Source organism: Bradyrhizobium sp. GW821-FHT13H06, from assembly GCF_058803975.1.
Genome location: NZ_JBXAPN010000001.1, coordinates 263,496 through 284,532, shown reverse-complemented (window position 1 = coordinate 284,532; position 21,037 = coordinate 263,496). Strand labels below are relative to the sequence as shown.

General features: G+C 65.5%; 20 protein-coding genes. 3 read left to right on the top strand and 17 right to left on the bottom strand.

The window, feature by feature from the left end:
- Window positions 1–5: 5 nt before the first annotated feature.
- Window positions 6–1,610, bottom strand: coding sequence for a protein translocase subunit SecD (gene secD, locus AC1RQP_RS01375; RefSeq protein WP_239623744.1), 1,605 nt, complete (start codon window positions 1,608–1,610; stop codon window positions 6–8).
- Between the two features lie 47 nt (window positions 1,611–1,657).
- Window positions 1,658–2,026 carry a preprotein translocase subunit YajC gene (yajC, locus tag AC1RQP_RS01370; protein WP_028179502.1) on the bottom strand — a complete coding sequence of 123 codons (369 nt, stop codon included), beginning with the start codon at window positions 2,024–2,026 and terminating at the stop codon, window positions 1,658–1,660.
- Window positions 2,027–2,208: 182 nt separating this feature from the next.
- On the opposite strand from yajC, the gene AC1RQP_RS01365 reads away from it, so the two are divergent.
- Window positions 2,209–3,201, top strand: a complete 993-nt coding sequence (locus AC1RQP_RS01365; protein ID WP_492935655.1) for an ATP-binding protein — start codon at window positions 2,209–2,211, stop codon at window positions 3,199–3,201.
- Window positions 3,202–3,369: 168 nt separating this feature from the next.
- Here the strand turns inward: AC1RQP_RS01365 and AC1RQP_RS01360 are convergent, their stop codons facing one another.
- A complete protein-coding gene (locus tag AC1RQP_RS01360; protein WP_492935654.1) occupies window positions 3,370–4,752 on the bottom strand; it encodes a peptidoglycan DD-metalloendopeptidase family protein in 1,383 nt (460 codons plus the stop codon).
- Between the two features lie 109 nt (window positions 4,753–4,861).
- Complete coding sequence (locus AC1RQP_RS01355; protein ID WP_194393812.1) at window positions 4,862–5,512, bottom strand: protein-L-isoaspartate(D-aspartate) O-methyltransferase; 651 nt, start codon at window positions 5,510–5,512, stop codon at window positions 4,862–4,864.
- Between the two features lie 227 nt (window positions 5,513–5,739).
- Between AC1RQP_RS01355 and AC1RQP_RS01350 the strand changes: the two genes are divergently transcribed.
- The gene (locus AC1RQP_RS01350) at window positions 5,740–6,111 is read left to right on the top strand and encodes a response regulator (RefSeq protein ID WP_239623747.1); all 372 of its coding nucleotides are present in this window, start codon (window positions 5,740–5,742) and stop codon (window positions 6,109–6,111) included.
- Between the two features lie 106 nt (window positions 6,112–6,217).
- Here the strand turns inward: AC1RQP_RS01350 and surE are convergent, their stop codons facing one another.
- From surE to AC1RQP_RS01290, 12 genes are all read right to left on the bottom strand, one after another.
- On the bottom strand, window positions 6,218–6,985 hold the full coding sequence (surE, locus tag AC1RQP_RS01345; protein WP_492935653.1) for a 5'/3'-nucleotidase SurE: 768 nt from the start codon (window positions 6,983–6,985) through the stop codon (window positions 6,218–6,220).
- Window positions 6,986–7,090: 105 nt separating this feature from the next.
- On the bottom strand, window positions 7,091–7,453 hold the full coding sequence (locus AC1RQP_RS01340; RefSeq protein ID WP_492935652.1) for a hypothetical protein: 363 nt from the start codon (window positions 7,451–7,453) through the stop codon (window positions 7,091–7,093).
- A 119-nt stretch (window positions 7,454–7,572) separates the two neighbouring features.
- The gene (gene serS / locus AC1RQP_RS01335; protein ID WP_239623749.1) at window positions 7,573–8,904 is read right to left on the bottom strand and encodes a serine--tRNA ligase; all 1,332 of its coding nucleotides are present in this window, start codon (window positions 8,902–8,904) and stop codon (window positions 7,573–7,575) included.
- Between the two features lie 137 nt (window positions 8,905–9,041).
- On the bottom strand, window positions 9,042–9,854 hold the full coding sequence (gene tatC, locus AC1RQP_RS01330) for a twin-arginine translocase subunit TatC (RefSeq protein WP_239623750.1): 813 nt from the start codon (window positions 9,852–9,854) through the stop codon (window positions 9,042–9,044).
- Window positions 9,851–10,354 carry a Sec-independent protein translocase protein TatB gene (gene tatB, locus AC1RQP_RS01325; protein WP_492935651.1) on the bottom strand — a complete coding sequence of 168 codons (504 nt, stop codon included), beginning with the start codon at window positions 10,352–10,354 and terminating at the stop codon, window positions 9,851–9,853. The genes tatC and tatB overlap by 4 nt, the downstream gene beginning before the upstream one ends.
- Before the next feature lie 87 nt (window positions 10,355–10,441).
- Complete coding sequence (locus tag AC1RQP_RS01320; RefSeq protein WP_018317874.1) at window positions 10,442–10,675, bottom strand: twin-arginine translocase TatA/TatE family subunit; 234 nt, start codon at window positions 10,673–10,675, stop codon at window positions 10,442–10,444.
- A 164-nt stretch (window positions 10,676–10,839) separates the two neighbouring features.
- On the bottom strand, window positions 10,840–11,592 hold the full coding sequence (gene scpB / locus AC1RQP_RS01315) for an SMC-Scp complex subunit ScpB (RefSeq protein WP_492935650.1): 753 nt from the start codon (window positions 11,590–11,592) through the stop codon (window positions 10,840–10,842).
- A 21-nt stretch (window positions 11,593–11,613) separates the two neighbouring features.
- Window positions 11,614–12,453 (bottom strand): segregation and condensation protein A, encoded by an 840-nt coding sequence (locus AC1RQP_RS01310; RefSeq protein ID WP_028179491.1) that lies wholly within the window; start codon window positions 12,451–12,453, stop codon window positions 11,614–11,616.
- Window positions 12,450–13,478: a beta-N-acetylhexosaminidase gene (gene nagZ / locus AC1RQP_RS01305; protein WP_492935649.1), complete on the bottom strand. Its 1,029-nt coding sequence runs from the start codon at window positions 13,476–13,478 to the stop codon at window positions 12,450–12,452. The genes AC1RQP_RS01310 and nagZ overlap by 4 nt, the downstream gene beginning before the upstream one ends.
- Before the next feature lie 46 nt (window positions 13,479–13,524).
- Window positions 13,525–15,090, bottom strand: coding sequence for an SPOR domain-containing protein (locus AC1RQP_RS01300; protein ID WP_492935648.1), 1,566 nt, complete (start codon window positions 15,088–15,090; stop codon window positions 13,525–13,527).
- Window positions 15,091–15,230: 140 nt separating this feature from the next.
- Window positions 15,231–17,021, bottom strand: a complete 1,791-nt coding sequence (argS, locus tag AC1RQP_RS01295) for an arginine--tRNA ligase (protein ID WP_492935647.1) — start codon at window positions 17,019–17,021, stop codon at window positions 15,231–15,233.
- A 9-nt stretch (window positions 17,022–17,030) separates the two neighbouring features.
- Window positions 17,031–18,239 (bottom strand): deoxyguanosinetriphosphate triphosphohydrolase, encoded by a 1,209-nt coding sequence (locus AC1RQP_RS01290; protein WP_492935646.1) that lies wholly within the window; start codon window positions 18,237–18,239, stop codon window positions 17,031–17,033.
- Window positions 18,240–18,349: 110 nt separating this feature from the next.
- Between AC1RQP_RS01290 and erpA the strand changes: the two genes are divergently transcribed.
- Complete coding sequence (gene erpA, locus AC1RQP_RS01285) at window positions 18,350–18,679, top strand: iron-sulfur cluster insertion protein ErpA (RefSeq protein ID WP_038949166.1); 330 nt, start codon at window positions 18,350–18,352, stop codon at window positions 18,677–18,679.
- A 4-nt stretch (window positions 18,680–18,683) separates the two neighbouring features.
- Here the strand turns inward: erpA and AC1RQP_RS01280 are convergent, their stop codons facing one another.
- On the bottom strand, window positions 18,684–21,014 hold the full coding sequence (locus AC1RQP_RS01280) for an ATP-binding protein (RefSeq protein WP_492935645.1): 2,331 nt from the start codon (window positions 21,012–21,014) through the stop codon (window positions 18,684–18,686).
- Window positions 21,015–21,037: the final 23 nt, after the last annotated feature.

Here is a 21,037-nt window from a genome sequence, read left to right as displayed (position 1 = left end):
GGCTCCTAGATCGGCACGCTCTGCGGCCGCTTCCACCGCACCCACCAGGCGACGATCAGCCGGGTCATGGTGAAGGCGGTGAACACCGTGGTGATGATGCCGATGCCGAGCGTCACGGCAAAGCCGCGCACCGGGCCGGTGCCGATGTAGAACAGCACCGCGGCGGCAATGAAGGTGGTGATGTTGGAATCGAGGATGGTCGCGAGCGCCCGCTTGAAGCCGGCGTCGATGGCCGAGATCGCGTTGCGGCCGCCGCGCAATTCCTCGCGGATACGCTCGTAGATCAGCACGTTGGAGTCCACCGCGATGCCGACGGTGAGCACGATGCCGGCGATGCCGGGCAAGGTCAGCGTGGCATTGAGCAGCGACAGCAGGCCGAAGATCATCGCGACGTTGATCGCCACCGCGATGTTGGCGAACACGCCGAACAGACGGTAGGTCAGCAGCATGAAGACGATGACGAGGATCGAGCCGACATAGGCCGCAAGCTCGCCCTTCTCGATCGAATCCTGGCCGAGGCCCGGACCGACGGTGCGCTCCTCGACCACCGTGAGCGGCGCCGGCAGCGCGCCGGCGCGCAGGAGGATCGCGAGATCGTTGGCCGATTGCACCGTGAAATTGCCGGAGATCTGACCCTGGCCGCCGGTGATCGGCTCGCGGATCACGGGCGCCGAGATCACCTTGTTGTCGAGCACGATCGCGAAGGGCAGTCCGACGTTCTCCGTCGTGGCCTGCGAGAACTTGCGCGCGCCCGAGGTGTTGAACTTGAAGCTGACGACCGGCTCGCCCGTACGCTGGTCGAAACTCGCCTGGGCGTCGGTCAGGTCGCCGCCGGCGACGAGCACCTGCTTCTTGACCACGTAGGGCGTGGGCGGCGGCGATGCGCTCATCAGCAGCTCGGATTCCGCCGGCAACCGCCCCTGCTGCGCCTGGTCCGGCGGCACGGAGGTGTCGACCATGCGGAATTCCATCTTCGCGGTCTTGCCCAGCAGTTCCTTCAGGCGCGTCGGGTCCTGAAGACCCGGGACCTGCACCAGGATGCGGTCATTGCCCTGGCGCTGGATCACGGGCTCGACGGTGCCGAGCTCGTTGACGCGGCGTTCGACGATCTGGATCGACTGCTCGATGGTCTTGCGCATGCGGTCGAGCATCGCGGCCTGCGGGATGCTCAAACGGATCACACCGCCGCCGGCATCGGCCACCTCGAGGTCGCGCTGACCGCTGGATCCCATGAGGCCGCCCAACGGCTGGGACAGCTCCCGCAGCTTGGCGAGTGCAGCCTGCGCATCGGATTCCTTGGTGATCCGAACCTCGACCGCGTCGTTGCGCACGGTGACGCCGCCGGTGAAGCCGATCTTGGCATCGCGCAGCGTCCGGCGAACGTCGTCGCGGACCTGGTCGAGCCGCTCCTTCTTCACGTAGTTGGAATCGACCTCGAGCAGCAGGTAGGAGCCGCCCTGGAGGTCGAGGCCGAGCACGAGCCTGCGCTGCGCCCAGGCGGGCCAGGTCTTGACCTCCGCCTCGGGGAAGAAGTTGGGGATCGCGCAGAGGCACACGATCAGCGCCGTCAGGATAATCCCCAGCGCCTTCCACCGCGTGAAATACAACATCGACTGGACCTGTCAGATCAGGAGACTTGAGAGACTCGCGCGAGCGCTCACTTCGCCGCGGTGTCGTCCTTGGCGCTATCCTTCGAGCTTTCTTTCGCCGGCTCGCCCTTGGCTCGCACGCCGGAGATCATCTGGCGCATCTGCCGCACGCGCACGCCGTCGGAAATCTCGAACTCGATCTGGTCGTCGTCGACGACCTTGGTGACCTTGCCGACGAGGCCTCCCGAGGTCACGACGGTGTCGCCGCGGCGGATGTTCTTCACGAGCTCGGCGTGGTCGCGGACCTTCTTCTGCTGGGGACGCAGAATCAGGAAGTACATGATCACGAAGATCAGGGCGAACGGCAGCAGCGACATCAACATGCTGTTGGTGTCGCCGGCGCCCGCGGCCTGGGCATACGCAGGGGTAATCAGCATTCGGACGATCCTCGTGAGAACGGGGGAAAGCCGGTCAGGCCCTCGAGGGCGACCGGTTCGGTCAAATTCGCGCGGACTATAGCGGCCATTGCCCCAATTGCAACGCTGCCAGACCGCCCTTTTGGGCCACCTTGCGGCGCGCCGTGAGGCCCGATAAGGCTGCGTTCTCAGGAACTTCGGACATGCCCAAAAAACCAAGCAAAAGCCCGGCCGGCAAAGGCCCCCGCACCCCTGCCAAGAAGCGCGCCCGCGTCGCGGCAAAACGCCCCACGGCAGCCTCCAAAGCCATCGCCAAGGCAGCCCCAGACCTCTCGCAGGAGCGCATCGTCCGCGCGCTGGAGACGATCGCGGCGCACCTCTCCGCCCAGGGCATGCCGGCCGTCGAGCGCGAGTCGTTCGAACGGGCGGATGCCTATGTCTGGCATCCCGACGGCCGCCTTGCGGCCGTGCCGCGGGTCAGCCGCGTCGAGCTGTTCCTGCTGAAGGGCGTCGACCGGATGCGCGACATCCTGATGGAGAACACCGAGCGCTTCGCCAATGGCCTGCCGGCCAATAACGCCCTGCTCTGGGGTGCGCGCGGCATGGGCAAGTCGTCGCTGGTGAAGGCAGCGCATGCCAGCATCAACGCGGAGCGCAAACCGGCCGACAGGCTGAAGCTGATCGAGATCCACCGCGAGGACATCGAGAGCCTGCCCGCGCTGATGGATCAACTGCGGGCCTCGTCCTTCCGCTTCATCGTGTTCTGCGACGACCTCTCCTTCGACGGCAACGATGCCTCCTACAAGTCGCTCAAGGCCGTGCTCGAAGGCGGCATCGAAGGCCGGCCCGAGAACGTCATTCTCTACGCCACCTCGAACCGCCGCCACCTGCTGGCGCGCGAGATGATCGAGAACGAGCGCTCGACCGCGATCAATCCGGGCGAGGCGGTCGAGGAGAAGGTGTCGCTGTCGGATCGCTTCGGCCTCTGGCTCGGCTTTCACCGCTGCAGCCAGGACGAATATCTCGCCATGGTGCGCGGCTATTGCGGCCATTTCGGCGTCAGGATCGACGACGACGCGCTGGAGCGCGAGGCGCTGGAATGGTCCACGACGCGCGGCTCGCGCTCGGGCCGCGTCGCCTGGCAGTTCGTGCAGGAGCTGGCGGGACGGCTCGGCGTGAAGCTGACGGCGAAGTAGTCGAAACTGCCACCACACAAGCCACGGTCATTCCCCGCGAAAGCGGGGATGCCGCGCTTCCCGGCAAGAGCACAACTGTCTCTGGAATACTGGATCGCCCGCTCCAGTGCGCAATTGCGCACAGGGCGGGCGATGACACCGTTCGTACAGTGAGAGCCTGGCGAAGCCTCACGCCCCGTTCAGGAATTGAAGCGGATCAACCGGGCTCGATCCCTTGCGGATCTCGAAGTGGAGCTGCGGCGACGCCACCTCCCCGGATTGACCCGACTTGGCAATGACCTGGCCGCGCTTGATGGTGTCGCCGCGCTTCACCAACAGCTCACTCGCATGGGCATATGCGGTGACGTAGCCGTTGGAGTGCCGAACCAGGACCAGATTGCCGTAACCTTTCAGCTCGTTGCCGGAATAGGCGACGACGCCGTCTTCAGCCGCCTTGACCGGCGTCCCTTCGGGCACCGCGAGATTGATGCCGTCATTGGCCTTGCCATTGGTCTTGGCGCCGTAGCTCGTGACCACCTTGCCGCGGACCGGCCAGCGGAAGGTCGGCAGCGCGCCGGTGGCTTCCGCGGCCTTCGCCGACGTCTCGGCGGGTTTCTCTTCGACATTGGCCGTCGCCTGGGCCAGGCGCGCGCTCTGCACCGGCGCGGCCGCCGCCATCTTGGTGGCAGGCGCGGGAGCAGCCGCGACGGGCTGGAGCGTTCCCGCAACGGGCGCAGCTGTGGCCGGTGCTGCAGGCGCCGCGACGGCGGCAGTCTTGGCACCGGGCACGGTCAGCCTGGTGCCGAGCTTGAGTTTTGCAGACGGATCGAGGCCATTGGCGCGGGCGAGTTCGGCCGCCGAGACGTGGTTCTTCCGGGCAATGCTGGCGAGCGTGTCGCCGCGATTGACGAAATGGGTGCTCGGCGGCGCAGCCATGGCCGCGACCGGCTTGGCCGCGGGCGCTGCCGCAACGGGCGCCATCGCCGGCGCGGGCACCGGAGCAGCGGCCGTCGCCGGATGCGGGATGATCAGCTGCTGGCCGGGCGAGAGCGCGCGCGGCCCCTTGTAGCCGTTGGCGGCAAGGATCGCCTGCGGCGTGACGCGATAGCGCTTGGCCAGCACGTCCAGCGTATCGCTGGTACCGACGATGATCTTGGTCCCGCCGGCTGGCTGGGCGGCCGCAACCGAGCGCGGCGGCACGGTGGCCGTGGTCTCGAGATGCGGCTGCGCCGGAGGCGCATAGGAACCGACGCCGCGTCCGCCACCGGACACTCCCCCACCCGACGCGACGGGATAGGATTGCGGCGCGGACACTGCCGGCGCCGGCAGGGGCTGCGACTGATAATAGCCGGGCTGCGTCTGCGGCCGCGTATATTGCGGCAGCTCACGCTGCGGCGGCGGCGCCTGCTGCACCGATCCCGTGGATTCCGAGGCGAAGGGATTGGAGAAATTCGTCTGGGACAGACGCGACGACATGTCGGCGCTGCACCCTGCAAAGCTGAAGGAGATCAGCGCCAGCGCCGCGACCTGCGGCACGCGGCGCGAGTAAAGCAACTCGGCGACAGCGGACATGGTTACTCACTCGTACGCAACAGAACTGGTGTTTTAAGTAAACACCTGCCGAGTAAATAACGGCTTAACCCTCCCAATAAGGTGTTGGCGGCACAGCCGATCCGGGGTTCTACAGTTCCCGCGCCACCCCGGGCAGTGCCGGTACGAAGCGGACCTCGACGAGTTCCCTCCGCTCGATTCCGGTCTCGCTGCGGGTCAGGCGGGTCAGCGTCTGCACGCCCTGATGCGGGCCAACCGGGGCGATCAGGATGCCCCCGACCTCCAGCCGCTCGATCAGGTTGTCCGGAATCTGCTCCAGCGCGGCGGTGACGATGATGCGGTCGAACGGACCGATATTGGGAGGCAGATTGAGACCGTCGCCGAGCATCACCTCGACATTGTGACAATCGAGCTTTTCGAGTCGGGCGCGTGCCGTGTCGGCGAGCTTGCGATAACGCTCGACGGTCAGCACCTGGCCAGCGAGCCGCGACAGCACGGCAGCCTGGTAGCCAGACCCGGTGCCGATTTCGAGCACCCGGTGCTGCTTCTTGAGCTGGAGCTGCTCGGTCATGTAGGCGACGACGAAGGGCTGGCTGATGGTCTGCCCGCAGGCGATCGGCAGCGCGCTGTCACGATAGGCGCCGTCGCGATCGGCGTCCTCGACGAAAAGCTCGCGCGGCACCTCTTCCATGGTCCTCAGCACGGCCTGATCGCTGATGCCCCGGCGCCTCAGCGTCAGCTGAAACATCATCTTTTCCGGTGGGTGCTGATGGGACGTCATAGCTGCTGTTGCTCATCTCGTCTGGCGCATCGCGTACTGCACCGCAAGAACCCGAGACGAGAATCTTGTTCCGGCTCAGGAACTCATGATAGCCTTTCGGCGCAGCATTTGACCACAACCGGGCTTTCAAAGCGCTAAGCCGTTTGCGGGTTTGCGTTCGCCGAAACGCGCATTGCGTCCCCTATCGTTATCTGCGAACGTTCATGAGAATGGGCAAGGACTCACCTATGACTGCGACAGGGCTTTCGGGCCGCTCTGTTTTCCTCGTCGAGGACGAGGTCATGATCAGAATGATGGTCGCGGACATGCTGGAGGAGCTCGGCTACAAGGTTGCCGCCGAAGCGGGCGACATCACCGAGGCCATGCGGCTTGCGCAATCCACCGAGTTCGACCTCGCCATCCTGGACGTCAACGTCAACGGCAAGGTCATCTCGCCGGTGGCCGACGTCATCATGGCGAAGGGCTGCCCGTTCATCTTCGCCACCGGTTACGGCTCTTCCGGCCTGCCCGAACAATACCGCGATCGGCCGTCGCTGCAAAAGCCGTTTCAGCTCGATGCGCTCGGCAGAACCATCGAAGCCGCGCTTCGCGGCGGCTAGAGCGTTTTCGAGCGAAGTGGACACCGGTTCGCGTCTTAGAAAACGCGTCAAGAACAAGAATCTAGAGCCCCGTTCCGATTCCATCGGAACGGCAAAGGATCGAGCCCTATTTCAGCGTGAGGCTCAGCTCTTCCGAAAACGCCTCGTTGGTGCGATCGAGCCTGAGCGGCGTGACGGAAACGTAGCGCTCGCGCAGCGCCGCGAGATCGGTGCCGTCGGCAGGCGTATCCATCATCGCGGTGCGCTCGAAGCCGATCCAGAAATAGGGATTGCCGCGGCCATCCCTGCGCTCGTCGATCTTGAGGAAGCCGAGATTGCGCTTGCCCTGGCGCGTGACGCGGACGCCCAACACATCCTCGGGCGCACAGGACGGGAAGTTGACGTTGATGACGGTGTCTTTGGGAACGCCGGCAGCGATCGCCTTGCGCAGGATGTCGGGCCCGAATTTGCGCGCGGTGTCCCACGGCGGCCGTTCACGGGTCTCGACACTGAATTCCTGCGACAGTGCGAATGACGGCAGCCCCAGGATGGTGCCCTCCAACGCGCCGGCAATGGTGCCGGAATAGACCACGTCCTCGGCGACGTTGCGGCCCTTGTTGACGCCGGACAGCACGATATCAGGCAGCTTGGCACCCAGGATATGGCGGGCCCCCATGATGACGCAGTCCGTCGGCGTGCCGCGCACGGCAAAGTGCCGCGGGCCGACCTCGCGCAGGCGCAAGGGATCGTTCAGCGACAGCGAATGCGACACGCCGGACTGGTCGAGCTCGGGCGCCACCACCCAGACGTCGTCCGACAAGGCGCGCGCGATCTCCTCCACGACCTTGAGGCCGGGAGCATGGATGCCGTCGTCATTGGTGCAGAGAATGCGCATGCGATAGGTCGATTCCGAAAACCGTTTGATCTGTCATATCCGGCCGTGGCCCATCAGGCAAACCGGCAGATCAGGGCCCGGCAGCAGGTTCCCGGCCTGGTCCCGCTAGCGGCGAATGCGCCATTGCGGCAGGAAACGCGCGAGCCGGCCCTCCGCACGCAGTTGCATCGCCGGCACGACCGGATTCACGACGGGAGCCTCGATCACCCCGAGCGCCTCCAGCTGCGCGACGAACGGGTCAGGTGTCGGCGCCTGCGGAAACCGTTCGCGTGCCACCGTCAGCGCCTTGTCGAAATCCGCAGCATTCACTCCGGGCTTGGCTCGTCGGCTCTGCATGAGATCATCGTCCCAAAGCCGCGCGATCTCGATGTCCAGGACGCCGCGGAGACGCTGATCGATGGCCTGGATCCCGGCACCTGTCACAGCCCATTGTCTGCCGATCCAGAAGATGTCGCGGTGCAAGGGCATGAAGGATGGGGTCGCGTTGAGGGGCCGGCAGGATAGCCGGCCGTCCGATCTTCGCAACGCGATTCTCGTCATGCCGCGTTTTCGGACGCGAACCGGTGCCCACTTCGCGGGAAAACGCTTTAGTCGCGCGCAATCACCTTCAGCCCGCCCATATAGGGCTGGAGCACGCTGGGGACCGCGATCGAGCCGTCCTCCTGCTGATAGGTCTCCATCACGGCGATCAACGCGCGGCCGACCGCAGTGCCGGAGCCGTTCAGCGTGTGCACGAAGCGCGGCTTGCCATCCGGCCCGCGCGAGCGCGCATCCATGCGGCGTGCCTGGAAGTCGCCGCACACCGAGCAGCTCGAGATCTCGCGGAACATGCCGCCGTCGCCCTGCCCGGGCATCCAGACCTCGATGTCATAGGTTTTCTGCGACGAGAAACCCATATCTCCTGCGCAGAGCGTCATCACGCGATAATGCAGGTCGAGTTTCTGCAACACCTGCTCGGCGCAGGACAGCATCCGCTCCAGCTCGTCCTTGCTGGTTTCCGGCGTGGTGATCGAGACCAGCTCCACCTTGGTGAACTGGTGCTGGCGGATCATGCCGCGCGTGTCGCGCCCCGCCGCGCCCGCCTCGGCGCGGAAGCACGGCGTCAGCGCGGTGAGCCGCATCGGCAATTGCTTCTCGTCGAGAATCGACTCGCGCGCGAGATTGGTGAGCGACACCTCGGCGGTGGGAATCAGACCGAGGCGCTCGGTCTTCAACCGCTCAAGGTCGGGCGAGGCGAGCAGTTCGCCCTTGATCGCCCAGAACTGGTCGTCCTCGAATTTCGGCAGTTGCCCGGTGCCGAACATCACCTCGTTGCGCACCAGGAGCGGCGGATTGATCTCGGTGTAGCCATGCTCGGTCGTGTGCAGGTCGAGCATGAACTGGCCGATGGCGCGTTCGAGTCGTGCCAGCCCCTTCTTCAGCACGACGAAGCGCGCGCCGGAGAGTTTGGCCGCCGCCTCGAAATCCATGTAACCGAGCGCGGTGCCGAGATCGTCATGTAGTTTTGGCGCAAAGCTGTAGTTGCGCTTGTTGCCGAACACGTGGTGCTGGACGTTGCCGTGCTCGTCGACGCCGTCAGGCACTTCGTCGAACGGAATGTTCGGGATCGCCGACAGCTCTTTTGTCAGCTCCTCGTCGGCAGCCTTGGCGGCGGCTTCGAGCTGCGGCATCGTGGTCTTGAGGTCGGCGACCTCGGCCATCAGCTTGGCGGCGCGCGCCTCGTCCTTGGCCTTCTTGGCATCGCCGATCTCCTTCGAAGCCGCATTGCGCCGCGCCTGCGCCTGCTCGGAGGCAAGGATCGCCGCACGCCGCCTCTCGTCGATCGCCAGCAGCGAGGCCGACATCGGCTTCAAACCGCGCCGTGCGAGGCCGGCGTCGAAGGCTTGCGGATTGTCGCGGATCGATTTGATGTCGTGCATGGCTGTCTTCCCGTCATGGCCGGGTTTATCCCGGCCATCCACGTGTCTGCCGCCTTAGACCAAGTCGTGGATGCCCGGGTCAAGCCCGGGCATGACGAATCATGGGCTGAGCAGTGCGATGATAAAGCGAAAGTGCCCTACTCCGCCGGATTGGCCGGTGTCGACACGTCGGTGCCGGTGGCAGCCTGCGAAGCCGCTGCCCTCTTCTCCACCATACCGACCGCGATGATCGAGCCCTCGTAGAGCGCCATCAGCGGAATGGCCAGGGAGCACTGGCTGAGCACATCCGGCGGTGTCAGCACGGCCGCGATGACGAAGGCCATCACGATGAAGTAGCGGCGCTTCTCGCGCAGCATCTTCGAGGTGACAATGCCGATCCGCCCGAGCAGCGTCAGGATCACCGGAAGCTGGAAGGCGATGCCGAACGCGAAGATCAGCGACATCATCAGCGACAGATATTCGCCGACCTTGGGCAGGAGCTGGATCTGCGCGGTCTCGTCGCTGCCGGCCTGCTGCATGCCGAGCGAGAAGCGAACCAGCATCGGCAGCACGACGAAATAGACCAGCGCCGCGCCAAGCACGAAGAAGAACGGGGTGGCGACCAGATACGGCAGGAAGGCCTGCTTCTCGTGCTTGTAGAGACCGGGCGCCACGAACTTGTAGATCTGCGTCGCCACGATCGGGAACGAGATGAAGCCGGCGCCGAACAGCGCGAGCTTCAGCTGTGTGATGAAATATTCCAGCAGCGCGGTGTAGATGAACTTGGAGTTCTCGGGCCCTGCGACCCACACGAACGGCCAGACCAGCACGTTGTAGATCTGCTTGGCGAAGAAGAAGCAGAAGATGAAGGCAATGCCGAAGCCGAGCAGCGCCTTGATCAGCCGCGAGCGCAGCTCGATCAGATGGTCCATCAGCGGGGCTTTGCTGGCCTCGATATCGGCGTCGGTCATGACGCTTTGGCGTCCTTGATCGCCTCGGACGGCGCGGTGTCCTGCGCAACCGGTGCCTGTTCGACGTCACGGGTGATCGCGAGCGGCTCGTTCGCGGCCGCATGCGCTTCGGCTTCCATGAAGGTCGCAGGCGTCGGCGTTTCCGGTGCCGTCGGTGTGACGGGCGGATCGATGGCGGTGGCGGCAGGTGTCTCGGCCGGCTTGTCCAGCGCATCGACGCGGAGCGCGTCGCTGACGTCCTTCTGCAGCGAGGTCAGCGGATTGTTGCTGGTAAAGCCGGTCGCGGCTTCCTTGACCTCGTCAAAGCTCTTCTTGAGGTCGGCCATCTCGGCCTCGCGCATCGCTTCCTGGAACTGGCCCTGGAACTCCGCGGCCATCTTGCGGGCCTTGCTCATCCATTGCCCGACCATGCGCAACACGCCCGGCAGCTCTTTCGGGCCGATGGCGATCAGGGCCACGACCCCGATCAGGACCAGTTCACTCCACCCGATGTCGAACATGAGGTCTTCCGTTCACGCCAGCCGGAGCCGGCCCAATCCTCGCGCGCAGGATCGGGGCCGCTACCCGTGTCTCGCGTGCTCTCTGGCTCAGACGGCCTTGCTGCCGACGTCGGACCGTGCGGCAGTCGGCGCACCATTGTGCTCGATCGACTTGGCCGGCTCCGGCTTCTCGGCGGGCTTGTCGTCGTCCTGCATGCCCTTCTTGAAGGCCTTGATGCCCTGCGCCACGTCGCCCATCAGATCCGAAATCTTGCCGCGGCCGAACAGCAGCAGGACCACTGCGATCACCAAGATCCAGTGCCAAATGCTGAGTGAACCCATCCTGCAACCCTCCAAACGCGCATGGCCGGGGACCCGGCCGATCTTCACCGAAACCTAGGCTTGGCAGGTCTCAAAAACAAGGACCAAGGCAGCGCCAATTCGCTGTCGCCACTACGCAATCTTGCTAGTGTTAACTGGTCGCAGGGCCCGTAAGCGGACGGGCATCACTCCTCGGTGCCGCCTTCGCTGCCGCCCTCATTGCCGCCTTCCGGCGTCTCGGGCTCGACCGCAGGCGCCAGCGCGAGATCGAGGTCCTCGCCCGGTTCCAGCGGATCCTCGTCCTCGCGCAGAGCCGGGTCGTCGGACGGCGTCGGCACGCTAAATCCAGTCGGCAGCCGCGAATCCAGCAGGCCCGTGCCCTTCAGCTCTTCGAGGCCCGGCAGGTCGCCGAGCTGTTCCAGGGTGAACTGGGACAGGAATTCCTCGGTGGTTCCGAAGGTCAAGGGGCGACCGGGCGTCTTGCGGCGGCCACGCGGCTTGATCCAGCCGGTCTCCAGCAGCACGTCGAGCGTGCCCTTTGAAGTCACGACACCGCGGATCTCCTCGATCTCGGCACGTGTCACCGGCTGGTGATAGGCGATGATCGCGAGCACCTCGATCGCCGCACGCGACAGGCGGCGGGTCTCGGTGGTCTCCCGCGTCATCAGCCAGGCGAGGTCGCCGGCCGTGCGGAAGGTCCATTTGTTGGCGACACGCACGAGGTTGACGCCGCGCGAGGCATAATCGGCCTGGAGCTGCTCAAGCGCGGCCTTCACGTCCACGCCCTCGGGCATGCGCTTGGCCAGCGTCGCGGTATCCAGCGGTTCACTCGACGCGAACAGCAGCGCTTCAAGCAGCCGCAATTCTTCAGGACGTGCCTGAGATTCGTTCTCCATCGGCTCGGCCTCTTCTACCCGCACTTCAGCCAGGCTTGCCATGGCAGATTCTCCTTCTTGCACTTAGGCGACCGGCGCGTCGGGCGCAGGAGCTGCGTCCGGGACCGGTTTTGGGCGCCCCTTCCGGAAATAGATCGGCGCAAACGCCTCTTTCTGGTTCAGCTCGAGCTGACCTTCGCGCACCAGCTCGAGGGCGGCAGCAAAGCTCGAGGCGAACACCGTTGCCCGCTGCGTCGGATCGGCGACATGCCGGATCAGAAAATCGTCGAGCACGCCCCAGTCGTCCTGTTCGTTGAGGCTGCCGACCAGCCGCTCCAGCGTGGCACGCGCCTCGGCGAGCGACCACACCGTGCGCTTGGCCAGATGCACGCTCGCCAGCACGCGCGACTGGCGCTGTGCGGCGTAGGCGGTGAGCAGGTCGTACAGCGTCGCGGTGTATTTCGGATGCTTGATCTCGGCGATCTGCTCGGGCTCGCCGCGCGGGAAGATGTCGCGCTGCAATTGCGGCCTGTTCATGAGCCGGTTGGCCGCTTCGCGTATGGCTTCCAGCCGGCGCAGGCGGTTGGCCAGTGCCGTCGCCATCTGCTCGGCGCTCGGGCCTTCCGCACTCGGCGGCTCCGGCAGCAGCAGGCGCGACTTCAGAAAGGCAAGCCAGGCCGCCATGACGAGGTAGTCGGCGGCAAGCTCGAGCCGGATCTTCCGCGCGGCCTCGATGAAGTGGAGGTACTGGTCGGCCAGCGCCAGGATCGAAATCTTGGCGAGGTCGACCTTCTGCTGCCGCGCCAATGCGAGCAGGAGGTCGAGCGGGCCCTCATAGCCCTCGACGTCCACCACCAACGCCGGCTCGCCCTCGGCGAGCTCTGCAGGCCGCCCGGTTTCGAACGATAGGATTTCTGCGGTCATGCCGATGCCGTGTTTGCCCGTGCGATCAATGCGTCCAGTTCCGCGCGCGCGGCGGCCCGGTCGAGTGGCTGCGGCGGCTTGCGTGCGGCGAGCGCGGCTTTCGCCCGCTCCAATGCCCTGCCCGACAATTCAGGTGTCTGGCCGGCAACGTCGCGCATCTCCTCGATGTTGCCGTTGCAATGCAGGGCAACGTCGCAGCCGGCCGCGAAGATGGCGCGGGTCCGCTCGGCGATATTCCCCGACAGCGCGTTCATCGACACGTCATCACTCATTAACAAACCCTGGAACCCGATTGCGCCGCGAATCACGTCAGCAATCATTGTCGCAGATGTCGTCGCCGGATGGGCGGGGTCGACCGCGCTAAACACAACATGTGCAGTCATGGCCATCGGCAGATCCGCGAGTGACTTGAACGGGGCGAAATCCGTGCGTTCCAGCTCGTCGCGGGGCGTGTCGACCGTCGGAAGCTTGAAATGGGTGTCGGCGGTGGCGCGGCCATGTCCGGGAATATGCTTGAGAACCGGCAGGACGCCGCCCTGCTCCAGGCCCTCGGTGACCGCACGGGCAATTGCCGCGACCTTGCCCGGCTCGGTGCCATAGGCCCGGTTCCCGATGACGGCGTCGGCACCCGGCACGGGCACATCGGCCAGCGGCAGGCAATCCACTGTGATGCCGAGATCAGCGAGATCGGCAGCGATCAGGCGGGCGCTGAGGCGTGCCGCGGTGAGCCCAAGCGCCGAATCAGTGTCGTACAACGTCGCGAATACGGCGCCCGGCGGATAGACCGGCCAATGCGGCGGGCCCAGTCGCTGCACCCGTCCGCCCTCCTGATCGATCAGGACCGGAGCATCGGGAGCATTGGCAACCGCCCGCAATTCCGCAACCAGTGCAGCAACTTGGGCTGGTGTCGCGACGTTGCGTTTGAAGAGGATGAAGCCCCATGGGCATTCGGCACGGATGAACTCCCGCTCGGCGGCGGTCAGTTCTGTTCCGGATACGCCGGTAATGAAGGCCCGCGTGCTCATAACGGCCGATTAACCCTGCCCCGCGAGGGGGTCAAGGAAACGGCCGTTAATTCCTCTGGATGAAGCAGGCGGACAGGCCGGCAGACTTCAGGCTGTTGCAGGCCTGCGTCGCCTCCTCGGCCGAAGCGTAGGGACCCGCGAAGGCGCGATAGACGATCCCCTTGCCCTTGTCGGTCAGATCGACCCGCTTGATCACCGGCGAGCGGGAGCCGAGCACACTGCCGTACTTGCTCTGAAGCACGCGGTAGGACGCCGCGGCGCTGTCTTCGCTTTGCTGCGAAGACACCTGCACGATGTAGCCACCACCGTTGCTGGCGGGGGCGATTTGCGTCGGGTTGGTGGCAGCCATCCGGTGCGCAGGCTCGGCCGCCGGTCCCGACTGCGGCGCGAGCGAAAGCGGCTGGTTGAGGCTAGCATTTGCCGAGGTCGGCGAATTGTGCGGCGCCGCCGTCGCAGCGGGCGCGGCAACAGGCTTGGGCGCGGCGGTCGTCGGCTTGGCGGCGGCCGATTGCGGCACGGTGCCGTCGGTCTGGTCGCCCTTTACGGCGACCGTCCGGATCGGGCGCGGCGAATTGCTCGGCAACGTCCCGTTGCTTGGGACCGGTCCCGTGCTGGGCGACGGAACCGCGGATGGCGAGACGCTGGCCACCGACGGCGGGTTCGCATTCTGGTTCAGCGGTGGGAACACGACGCGGGGACCGCCCGCCTTGGCGTTGACGTCGACGGGCGCCTCCTCGCGCGGCACGATCTTCTCGGTGCCGTCACCGCTGGCCATGCGGTCCGGCACCTTGGCCGAGGAGTCCGTCGGCGCCGGCACGATCTTGGTCGGCGTGTTGTCGGCCTTGATGATCGGCGGCTCGCCACTGCGGGGCGAGCCCATATAGGTCTTGTAAGCGAAGGCTGCACCCGTGCCGACCACGGCGAGCGCGAGGATCGCCGCGACCGTCATCATGCCACCGCGCTGCTTCTTCGGCTCTTCGATTTCGGCGTCGTCGGGGTAGTCGCTTTGGAACGCGTAAGGGTCGTCCGGATAGGCGGGATCGCGCTGATAGTCCTGCTCGCCTGTCTCCAGCCGGCCGTAGAGCGCATCGTCGTAGCGCGAGGGATCGGGCTGCGCGTACGGCTCCTGCTCGGCCTGATCCTGGTAAGCCTGGCCGTGCTGCTGGTAGGCCTGACCTTGATATGCCTGATCCTGATAAGAGCCATCCTGATAGGTCTGAGCCTGATGAACATCAGGTTCAGGCACTGCAGGCTTGGCCGAATAGCGATGCAGCGGATGAACCGGGCTGACGGAGACGGGATAGTCAGGCTCCGGCGCGGGTGCGGGCTGCACGTTGGCGCGTCGCATCCATGAGGGCGGCCCGGGCGGCGGCGGGGCCTGCTCGGCATAATCCTGTTGATCATCGTCCTGGCGATAATCGTCTGGCTGATAGCTCCGGGCCGGCGTTGCCGGCGGGCGCGCGGTCGGCCGGCCCTGCGCTGCAAACGGATCGGTTTGTCCGATCAGACGGGCGAGCTCGGCCAAGGGATCATTTTCCGCCTTCCCATGCTGATCGCCACCGCGACCATAGTCATCGGAAGGAAACGGTCTGTCCTGATATCGTTCGGCCATCGTAATGATGCGTCCCTTCGGGAAAGCCGCGCGCCCCTCGACCAAGGCGCGGCCTTCGACCCACAAGGCTTTCAACCAAGTCTAAGCGATCCGGCTTCTGCCGGTTACCCCCGAATTCCCCTTAAGTAGTTCGCCCCAAACTACCGCATCTCGTCCGGGGCATGGACGCCGAGGATGGCGAGGCCCGATGCCAGGACCGAGACGACGCCCTGGACCATGGCCAGTCGCGCCTTTGTAAGATCTGCATCATTATTGATAATGAAGCGTAAATAGGGCAAATCACGCCCCTTCGTCCAAAGTGCGTGAAATTCGCTCGCTAACTCATAGAGATAAAAGGCAATTCGGTGCGGCTCGTGGGCCACGGCGGCGGCCTCGAGCATGCGCGGATAAATTGCGAGGCGCTTGAGAAGATCGAGTTCGACCGGGTCCGACAGCCGTTCCACGGCCGACTCACTGAGCCAGGCGATCCGTTTGCCGGTATCCTCGGGCAGTTCCGAGAACACCTCGGCGCGCGCGTTGCGGAAGATCGAGTGGCCGCGGGCGTGACCGTACTGGACGTAGAACACCGGGTTGTCGCGCGACTGTTCCATGACCTTGGCGAGGTCGAAGTCGAGCACCGCGTCGTTCTTCCGGTAGAGCATCATGAATCGGACGGCGTCCTGACCGACCTCATCCACCACCTCACGCAAGGTGACGAAGTCCCCGCTCCGCTTCGACATTTTGACCGGCTCGCCGTTGCGCAAGAGCTTCACGAGCTGAACGATCTTGACGTCGAGCGCCCCCTTTCCGGAGGTGGTCGCCTTTACCGCCGCCTGCATGCGCTTGATGTAGCCGCCATGGTCGGCGCCCCAGACGTCGATCATTTCGGCGAAGCCGCGGTCGAACTTGTTCTTGTGGTAGGCGATGTCGGAGGCAAAGTAGGTGTAGGAATTGTCCGACTTGATCAGGGGACGATCGACGTCGTCGCCGTAGGCGGTCGCCTTGAACAGCAGCTGCTCGCGGTCTTCCCAATCCTCGACCGGGGCGCCCTTCGGCGGCGGCAGGCGGCCTTCGTAGATGTCGCCCTTGGCGCGCAGGAAATCGATGGTCTCGGCGACCTTGTTGTTACCCGCCTCGATCAGCGAGCGCTCGGAGAAGAACACGTCGTGACGGATGTTGAGGGCGGCGAGATCGTCCTTGATCTCGTCCATCATCATCGCGATCGCCTTGGCACGCACCGGGGGCAGCCATTCCGCCTCGCTCATCGCGAGGAGCTTGTCGCCGTGCTCCTTCGCCAGCGCCTGCCCGACCGGCTTGAGGTAGTCGCCGGGATAGAGCCCTTCGGGAATGGCACCGATGTCCTCGCCGAGCGCCTCGCGATACCTCAGGAACGCGGAGCGTGCGAGCACGTCGACCTGAGCGCCGGCATCGTTGATGTAGTACTCGCGCGTGACGTCGTGGCCGGCGAACTGGAGCAGGCTCGCCAGCGCATCGCCGAACACGGCACCGCGGCAATGGCCAACATGCATCGGCCCGGTCGGATTGGCCGAGACGTATTCGACATTGACCTTGGAGCCACCGCGGACGCGGCCGTAATCGGCGCCTTCGCGCAGCACGGTCCGGAGCGCCTCGGCCCAGGCGGCCGGCTTGAGTGTCAGGTTGATGAAGCCGGGACCGGCGACGTCGACCTTGGCGATCAGCGCGTCGGCACGGAGCCGCTCGGCGATCTGCTCGGCGAGATCGCGCGGCTTTGCCTTTGCCTCTTTCGCCAGCACCATGGCAGCGTTGGTCGCCATGTCGCCATGGGAGGCATCGCGCGGCGGTTCGACCACCACGCGTGAGAAATCGATGCCCTCCGGCCAATCGGCGTCCGCCGCAAGCGCGCGGCAGGCGGCGTGCACGCGCGCGAGCACGTCGGCGAACAGATGCAGGGATGAGGGTGTCTGGGGCATGGCCGCCGCCTAACGCAAATCCGGGGTCGAGTCAAAGAGCCGCTGGTGCTCGGTGAGTGCGAAACGATCCGTCATTCCGGCTATGAAATTGCCGATCCGCCGGGCGCGGTCGCCCTCGTCGTCCGCCTCCGCGCCGAGCAGCCATTCCGGCGGCAGCTCGCCGGGGGATTTCAGGTATTTTGCGAACAGGTCGAACAGGATCTGCTCCGCCTCCCCCATCACCCGCATCACCCGCTTGTGGCGGTACATGTGCTGGTACAGGAAGGCCTTGATGGCGGCCTCTTCCTCCGCGACCTCGGCGGGGAACGCGATCAGCGCCCGGCTCTGCTGGCGCACGTCCTGAGCCGATTGCGGCTTGGTGGCGGCGAGGTTCTTCTGTGCCTCCGCAAACACCGCCCCGATCAGGTGCGAGATCAGCTCGCGCACCAGCTCGGCGCCCCGCCGGACGTCTTCAAGGTCAGGATAATGCGCAGCGATCCCGGCGATGATCTCCGCGGTCAGCGGCATCACCTTGAGATCGTCGAGGTGAAACAGGCCGGCGCGCAGGCCGTCGTCGATGTCGTGGGCGTCATAGGCGATGTCGTCGGCGATCGCGGCGACCTGTGCTTCCAGTGAGGCGAAGCTCCACAGTTCGAGGTCGTAGGTCCTGATGTAGTCGGCGATGCCGACGGGAATGCCGTGCTCGCGATAGCGCCCGACCGGGGCGCCGCTGCCGTCGGTCAGCGGACCGTTGTGCTTGACGATGCCCTCCAGCGATTCCCAGGTCAGGTTAAGCCCGTCGAACTCGGGATAGCGGTGCTCGAGCGAGGCGACGACGCGGAGCGTCTGGGCGTTGTGGTCGAAGCCGCCGAATTCCTTCAGGCAGGCGTCCAGGGCCCGCTCGCCGGCATGCCCGAACGGCGGATGACCGAGATCGTGCGCGAGCGCGAGGGTTTCAGTGAGGTCCTCATCCAGCCCGAGCTGCCGGGCCAGCGCGCGGGCGATCTGCGCCACCTCCAGCGAATGGGTCAGCCGGGTGCGGTAATGGTCGCCTTCATGGAACACGAACACCTGGGTCTTGTACTTCAACCGGCGGAAGGCGGTGGAATGGATCACCCGGTCGCAATCCCGCCGGAACGGGCTGCGGGTCCGGCTCGGGGGTTCGGGGACCAGCCGGCCGCGGCTGCGATCGGGATCGCAGGCATAGGGCGCACGGGGGGCTGCCATTCCGACAGACACGGCGAATTTAGTCCCTATCCATTTGATTCTGCGTATGGTGGCACTTAACTATGTCGGGCGCGGGATACCAAATGAATTGGGTATGACTGCGGGACTATCGGAGACGAACGATGACGACTGACGTGACCATCAGCGACCGGGCCGCGCGCCGGATTGGGGAGATCCTCAAGGGCGAAGGTTCCGGTGCGATGCTGCGCATCTCCGTCGAGGGCGGCGGCTGCTCCGGCTTCCAGTACAAGTTCGACATCGACCGTGCCCGCACCGACGACGATCTCGTGATCGAGCAGGACAATGCGGTGGTGCTGGTCGATTCCGCCTCCCAGCCGTTCCTGGCGGGATCGCAGGTCGATTTCGTCGACGATCTGATCGGCGCCTCGTTCCGCGTCAACAATCCCAATGCCACAGCGTCCTGCGGCTGCGGCACGAGCTTCTCGGTCTGACCGGCTACGCGCCCGTCATCTGCCTTTCCTCCTCCGTCCACTCCACCTCGACCGGCGTCAGGCCCGGCTGGAGCGGTGCGTCCTCCGACATGACGTGGCCGTCCAGCGCACGCAGAAGTGTCGCGATCAGCGCCGGCTTGCGCAGCGGCTTGGCGAGGAAGTCCGACATGCCGGCCTCGCGACAGATCTTGATGTCCTCGGGGAAGGCATTGGCGGTGAGCGCGATGATCGGCAAGGCTTCGAAGCGCCCACCTTGCGCGCGGATCGCGCGGGTGGCGGCAAGTCCGTCCATGTCGGGCATGCGCACGTCCATCAGCACGATGTCGTAATTGCCCTCGGATGCCGCCGCGACGGCCTCGGCGCCGTCGGCGACGACGCGCAGCTCGACGTCGAAGGATCCCAGCATCTTGCTCACGACCATGCGGTTGACGGCATCGTCCTCCGCGACCAGCACCTTCAGCGGCCGGTCGAGGCCGGCAATGCGGGCTTTGAGATCGTCGGCCTCGTCGCGGCCGTCTGCCCGATCGGGCGTCTGCGCCTGGCTCCAGGGCAGCACCAGCGTGAAACGGAAGGTCGAGCCTTCGCCCGGCGTCGAGGTGACTCCGATGGTGCCGCCCATCTGCTCGATGATGCGCCGTGAGATCGCAAGACCGAGGCCGGTGCCGCCGAAGCGACGGCTGATCGAGGCATCGGCTTGCGCGAAGTCGCTGAAGAGCTGGCCGAGCTTTTCGGGAGCGATGCCGATGCCGCTGTCGGTCACCGTCCATTCGACGGTCGCCAGCAGGTCGCGTCGCGCCTGGCAGGTGACCGAAATCGTCACCTCGCCTTGGTCGGTGAACTTCACCGCATTGGACGCGAGGTTGAGCAGCACCTGGCGGATGCGTGCGACGTCGCCGCGCAGGGTCGGCGGCAGGTTCGGATCGAGTTCGACCTTGACCGTCAGCCCCCTGTTCTTGGCGCTCGCGCGAATAACGGTCGCGACAGCCTCGACCAGCGCCTGCGGGGCGAAGTCGATCGCCTCGAAGGTGAAGCGCCCGGCCTCGAGCTTGGACAAGTCGAGAATATCGTTGAGGATGCGCTGGAGATTGTCGCCGGAGTCGCGGATCGTGGTGACGGCTTCGCGCTGCTCCGCGTCGAGCTTGGTTTCGAGCAGCATGCTGGCGAGCCCGAGCACGCCGTTCATCGGCGTGCGGATCTCGTGGCTCATCACCGCGAGGAAGTCCGACTTGGCGCGGCTCTCGGCCTCGGCCTTTTCCGCGCGCCAACGCTCGGTCACGTCGCGCCCGAAGCCGCGATAGCCGAGGAAATGTCCCTCGCGATCATAGGCGGGCTTCGCCGTCAGCGACCACAGCCGCGCCTCGCCGCCGGCAACGACCTTGAGGTTCATCTCGTGCAAGGGCTCGTTCTGCTCCATCAGGCCGACAACGTTGTAGGCTGCGCTCTTGTCCTCGGGGCAGAGCATGTCGAGTACGTCGGCGAAATGGGATCCCTTCAACAGCGGAAGCGGCAGCTGCGCGACGTCCGCGAAGCGTTGGGGCACGTCGATCAGATGCCCGTCGGCGTCGGTCTGCCACAGCCAGTCGCTGGCGTTCTCCTGAAAATCCTTCAGAAGCAGCGAGATGATCTCCGTCTGGCGCTCGAGCTCGAGCTGGGCCTTGAGATTGCCGAGGAACAGATTGCCCTGCGAGACGATGTTGCGCGCCATGAAGAATGCGAACAGCAGCAGGAACACCGAGGTCACGAGATAGGGCCCGGTGCCGCACAGCAGCAGCGCACCGGCGCAGGCGACGGTCATGGTGGCGAGATAGACGAGGCCCGCGCGCGGGAAGGTCGAGAGCGTGAAGGCGCCGCCCGACATCATGCCGACCATCAGGCAGGCCAGGATGAGCTGACTGGTCGGCTCGATGCGGCTGAACAGCGCGAGCGGCAGCGTGCCCCAGATCGCGGCGAGGAAGAATGCCTGCCGCAGCATCTGCCGTGCGGCGCGGGGCGAAGCCTCTTGCGGCGGGTTCTGATGCGACCGTTGCCAGGAGCGCACCGCGAGCGAGGCGGTGACGGCGAGCGTCAGGCCCCAGATGGCGAGGAAGTCGTTCCAGCCCCTGCCCCAGAACAGGATCAGCACGATGGCGACGTTCAGCATCGTCACCGCCATCGTCACCGGCATCAGCCGCGTCACGGCGTCGATCTGCTTGGCGCGGATGCGGCGGATCTCGCGCTCGCTGAGATCGGCCGTCATGCCGTCCTCGATCTCGAAGCCGCCAAGCCAATACAGGAATGCGCCGATCAGGCCGTCACGCGGCTCAGTTCGCTTCATCGACTCGTCCGGCCAACCCATCCGCGGAACCTTTCGATGATCAA

What these genes read in the sequence shown, in the direction of transcription:
- tatC (WP_239623750.1), bottom strand. Translation starts at nt 9,854, where the DNA reads ATGACCGACGCCGATATCGAGGCCAGCAAAGCCCCGCTGATGGACCAT.
- serS (WP_239623749.1), bottom strand. Translation starts at nt 8,904, where the DNA reads ATGCACGACATCAAATCGATCCGCGACAATCCGCAAGCCTTCGACGCC.
- tatB (WP_492935651.1), bottom strand. Translation starts at nt 10,354, where the DNA reads ATGTTCGACATCGGGTGGAGTGAACTGGTCCTGATCGGGGTCGTGGCC.
- AC1RQP_RS01280 (WP_492935645.1), bottom strand. Translation starts at nt 21,014, where the DNA reads ATGGGTTGGCCGGACGAGTCGATGAAGCGAACTGAGCCGCGTGACGGC.
- AC1RQP_RS01350 (WP_239623747.1), top strand. Translation starts at nt 5,740, where the DNA reads ATGACTGCGACAGGGCTTTCGGGCCGCTCTGTTTTCCTCGTCGAGGAC.
- AC1RQP_RS01320 (WP_018317874.1), bottom strand. Translation starts at nt 10,675, where the DNA reads ATGGGTTCACTCAGCATTTGGCACTGGATCTTGGTGATCGCAGTGGTC.
- erpA (WP_038949166.1), top strand. Translation starts at nt 18,350, where the DNA reads ATGACGACTGACGTGACCATCAGCGACCGGGCCGCGCGCCGGATTGGG.
- AC1RQP_RS01360 (WP_492935654.1), bottom strand. Translation starts at nt 4,752, where the DNA reads ATGTCCGCTGTCGCCGAGTTGCTTTACTCGCGCCGCGTGCCGCAGGTC.
- AC1RQP_RS01340 (WP_492935652.1), bottom strand. Translation starts at nt 7,453, where the DNA reads ATGCCCTTGCACCGCGACATCTTCTGGATCGGCAGACAATGGGCTGTG.
- secD (WP_239623744.1), bottom strand. Translation starts at nt 1,610, where the DNA reads ATGTTGTATTTCACGCGGTGGAAGGCGCTGGGGATTATCCTGACGGCG.
- surE (WP_492935653.1), bottom strand. Translation starts at nt 6,985, where the DNA reads ATGCGCATTCTCTGCACCAATGACGACGGCATCCATGCTCCCGGCCTC.
- AC1RQP_RS01355 (WP_194393812.1), bottom strand. Translation starts at nt 5,512, where the DNA reads ATGACGTCCCATCAGCACCCACCGGAAAAGATGATGTTTCAGCTGACG.
- AC1RQP_RS01300 (WP_492935648.1), bottom strand. Translation starts at nt 15,090, where the DNA reads ATGGCCGAACGATATCAGGACAGACCGTTTCCTTCCGATGACTATGGT.
- AC1RQP_RS01365 (WP_492935655.1), top strand. Translation starts at nt 2,209, where the DNA reads ATGCCCAAAAAACCAAGCAAAAGCCCGGCCGGCAAAGGCCCCCGCACC.
- AC1RQP_RS01310 (WP_028179491.1), bottom strand. Translation starts at nt 12,453, where the DNA reads ATGACCGCAGAAATCCTATCGTTCGAAACCGGGCGGCCTGCAGAGCTC.
- yajC (WP_028179502.1), bottom strand. Translation starts at nt 2,026, where the DNA reads ATGCTGATTACCCCTGCGTATGCCCAGGCCGCGGGCGCCGGCGACACC.
- nagZ (WP_492935649.1), bottom strand. Translation starts at nt 13,478, where the DNA reads ATGAGCACGCGGGCCTTCATTACCGGCGTATCCGGAACAGAACTGACC.
- scpB (WP_492935650.1), bottom strand. Translation starts at nt 11,592, where the DNA reads ATGGCAAGCCTGGCTGAAGTGCGGGTAGAAGAGGCCGAGCCGATGGAG.
- argS (WP_492935647.1), bottom strand. Translation starts at nt 17,021, where the DNA reads ATGCCCCAGACACCCTCATCCCTGCATCTGTTCGCCGACGTGCTCGCG.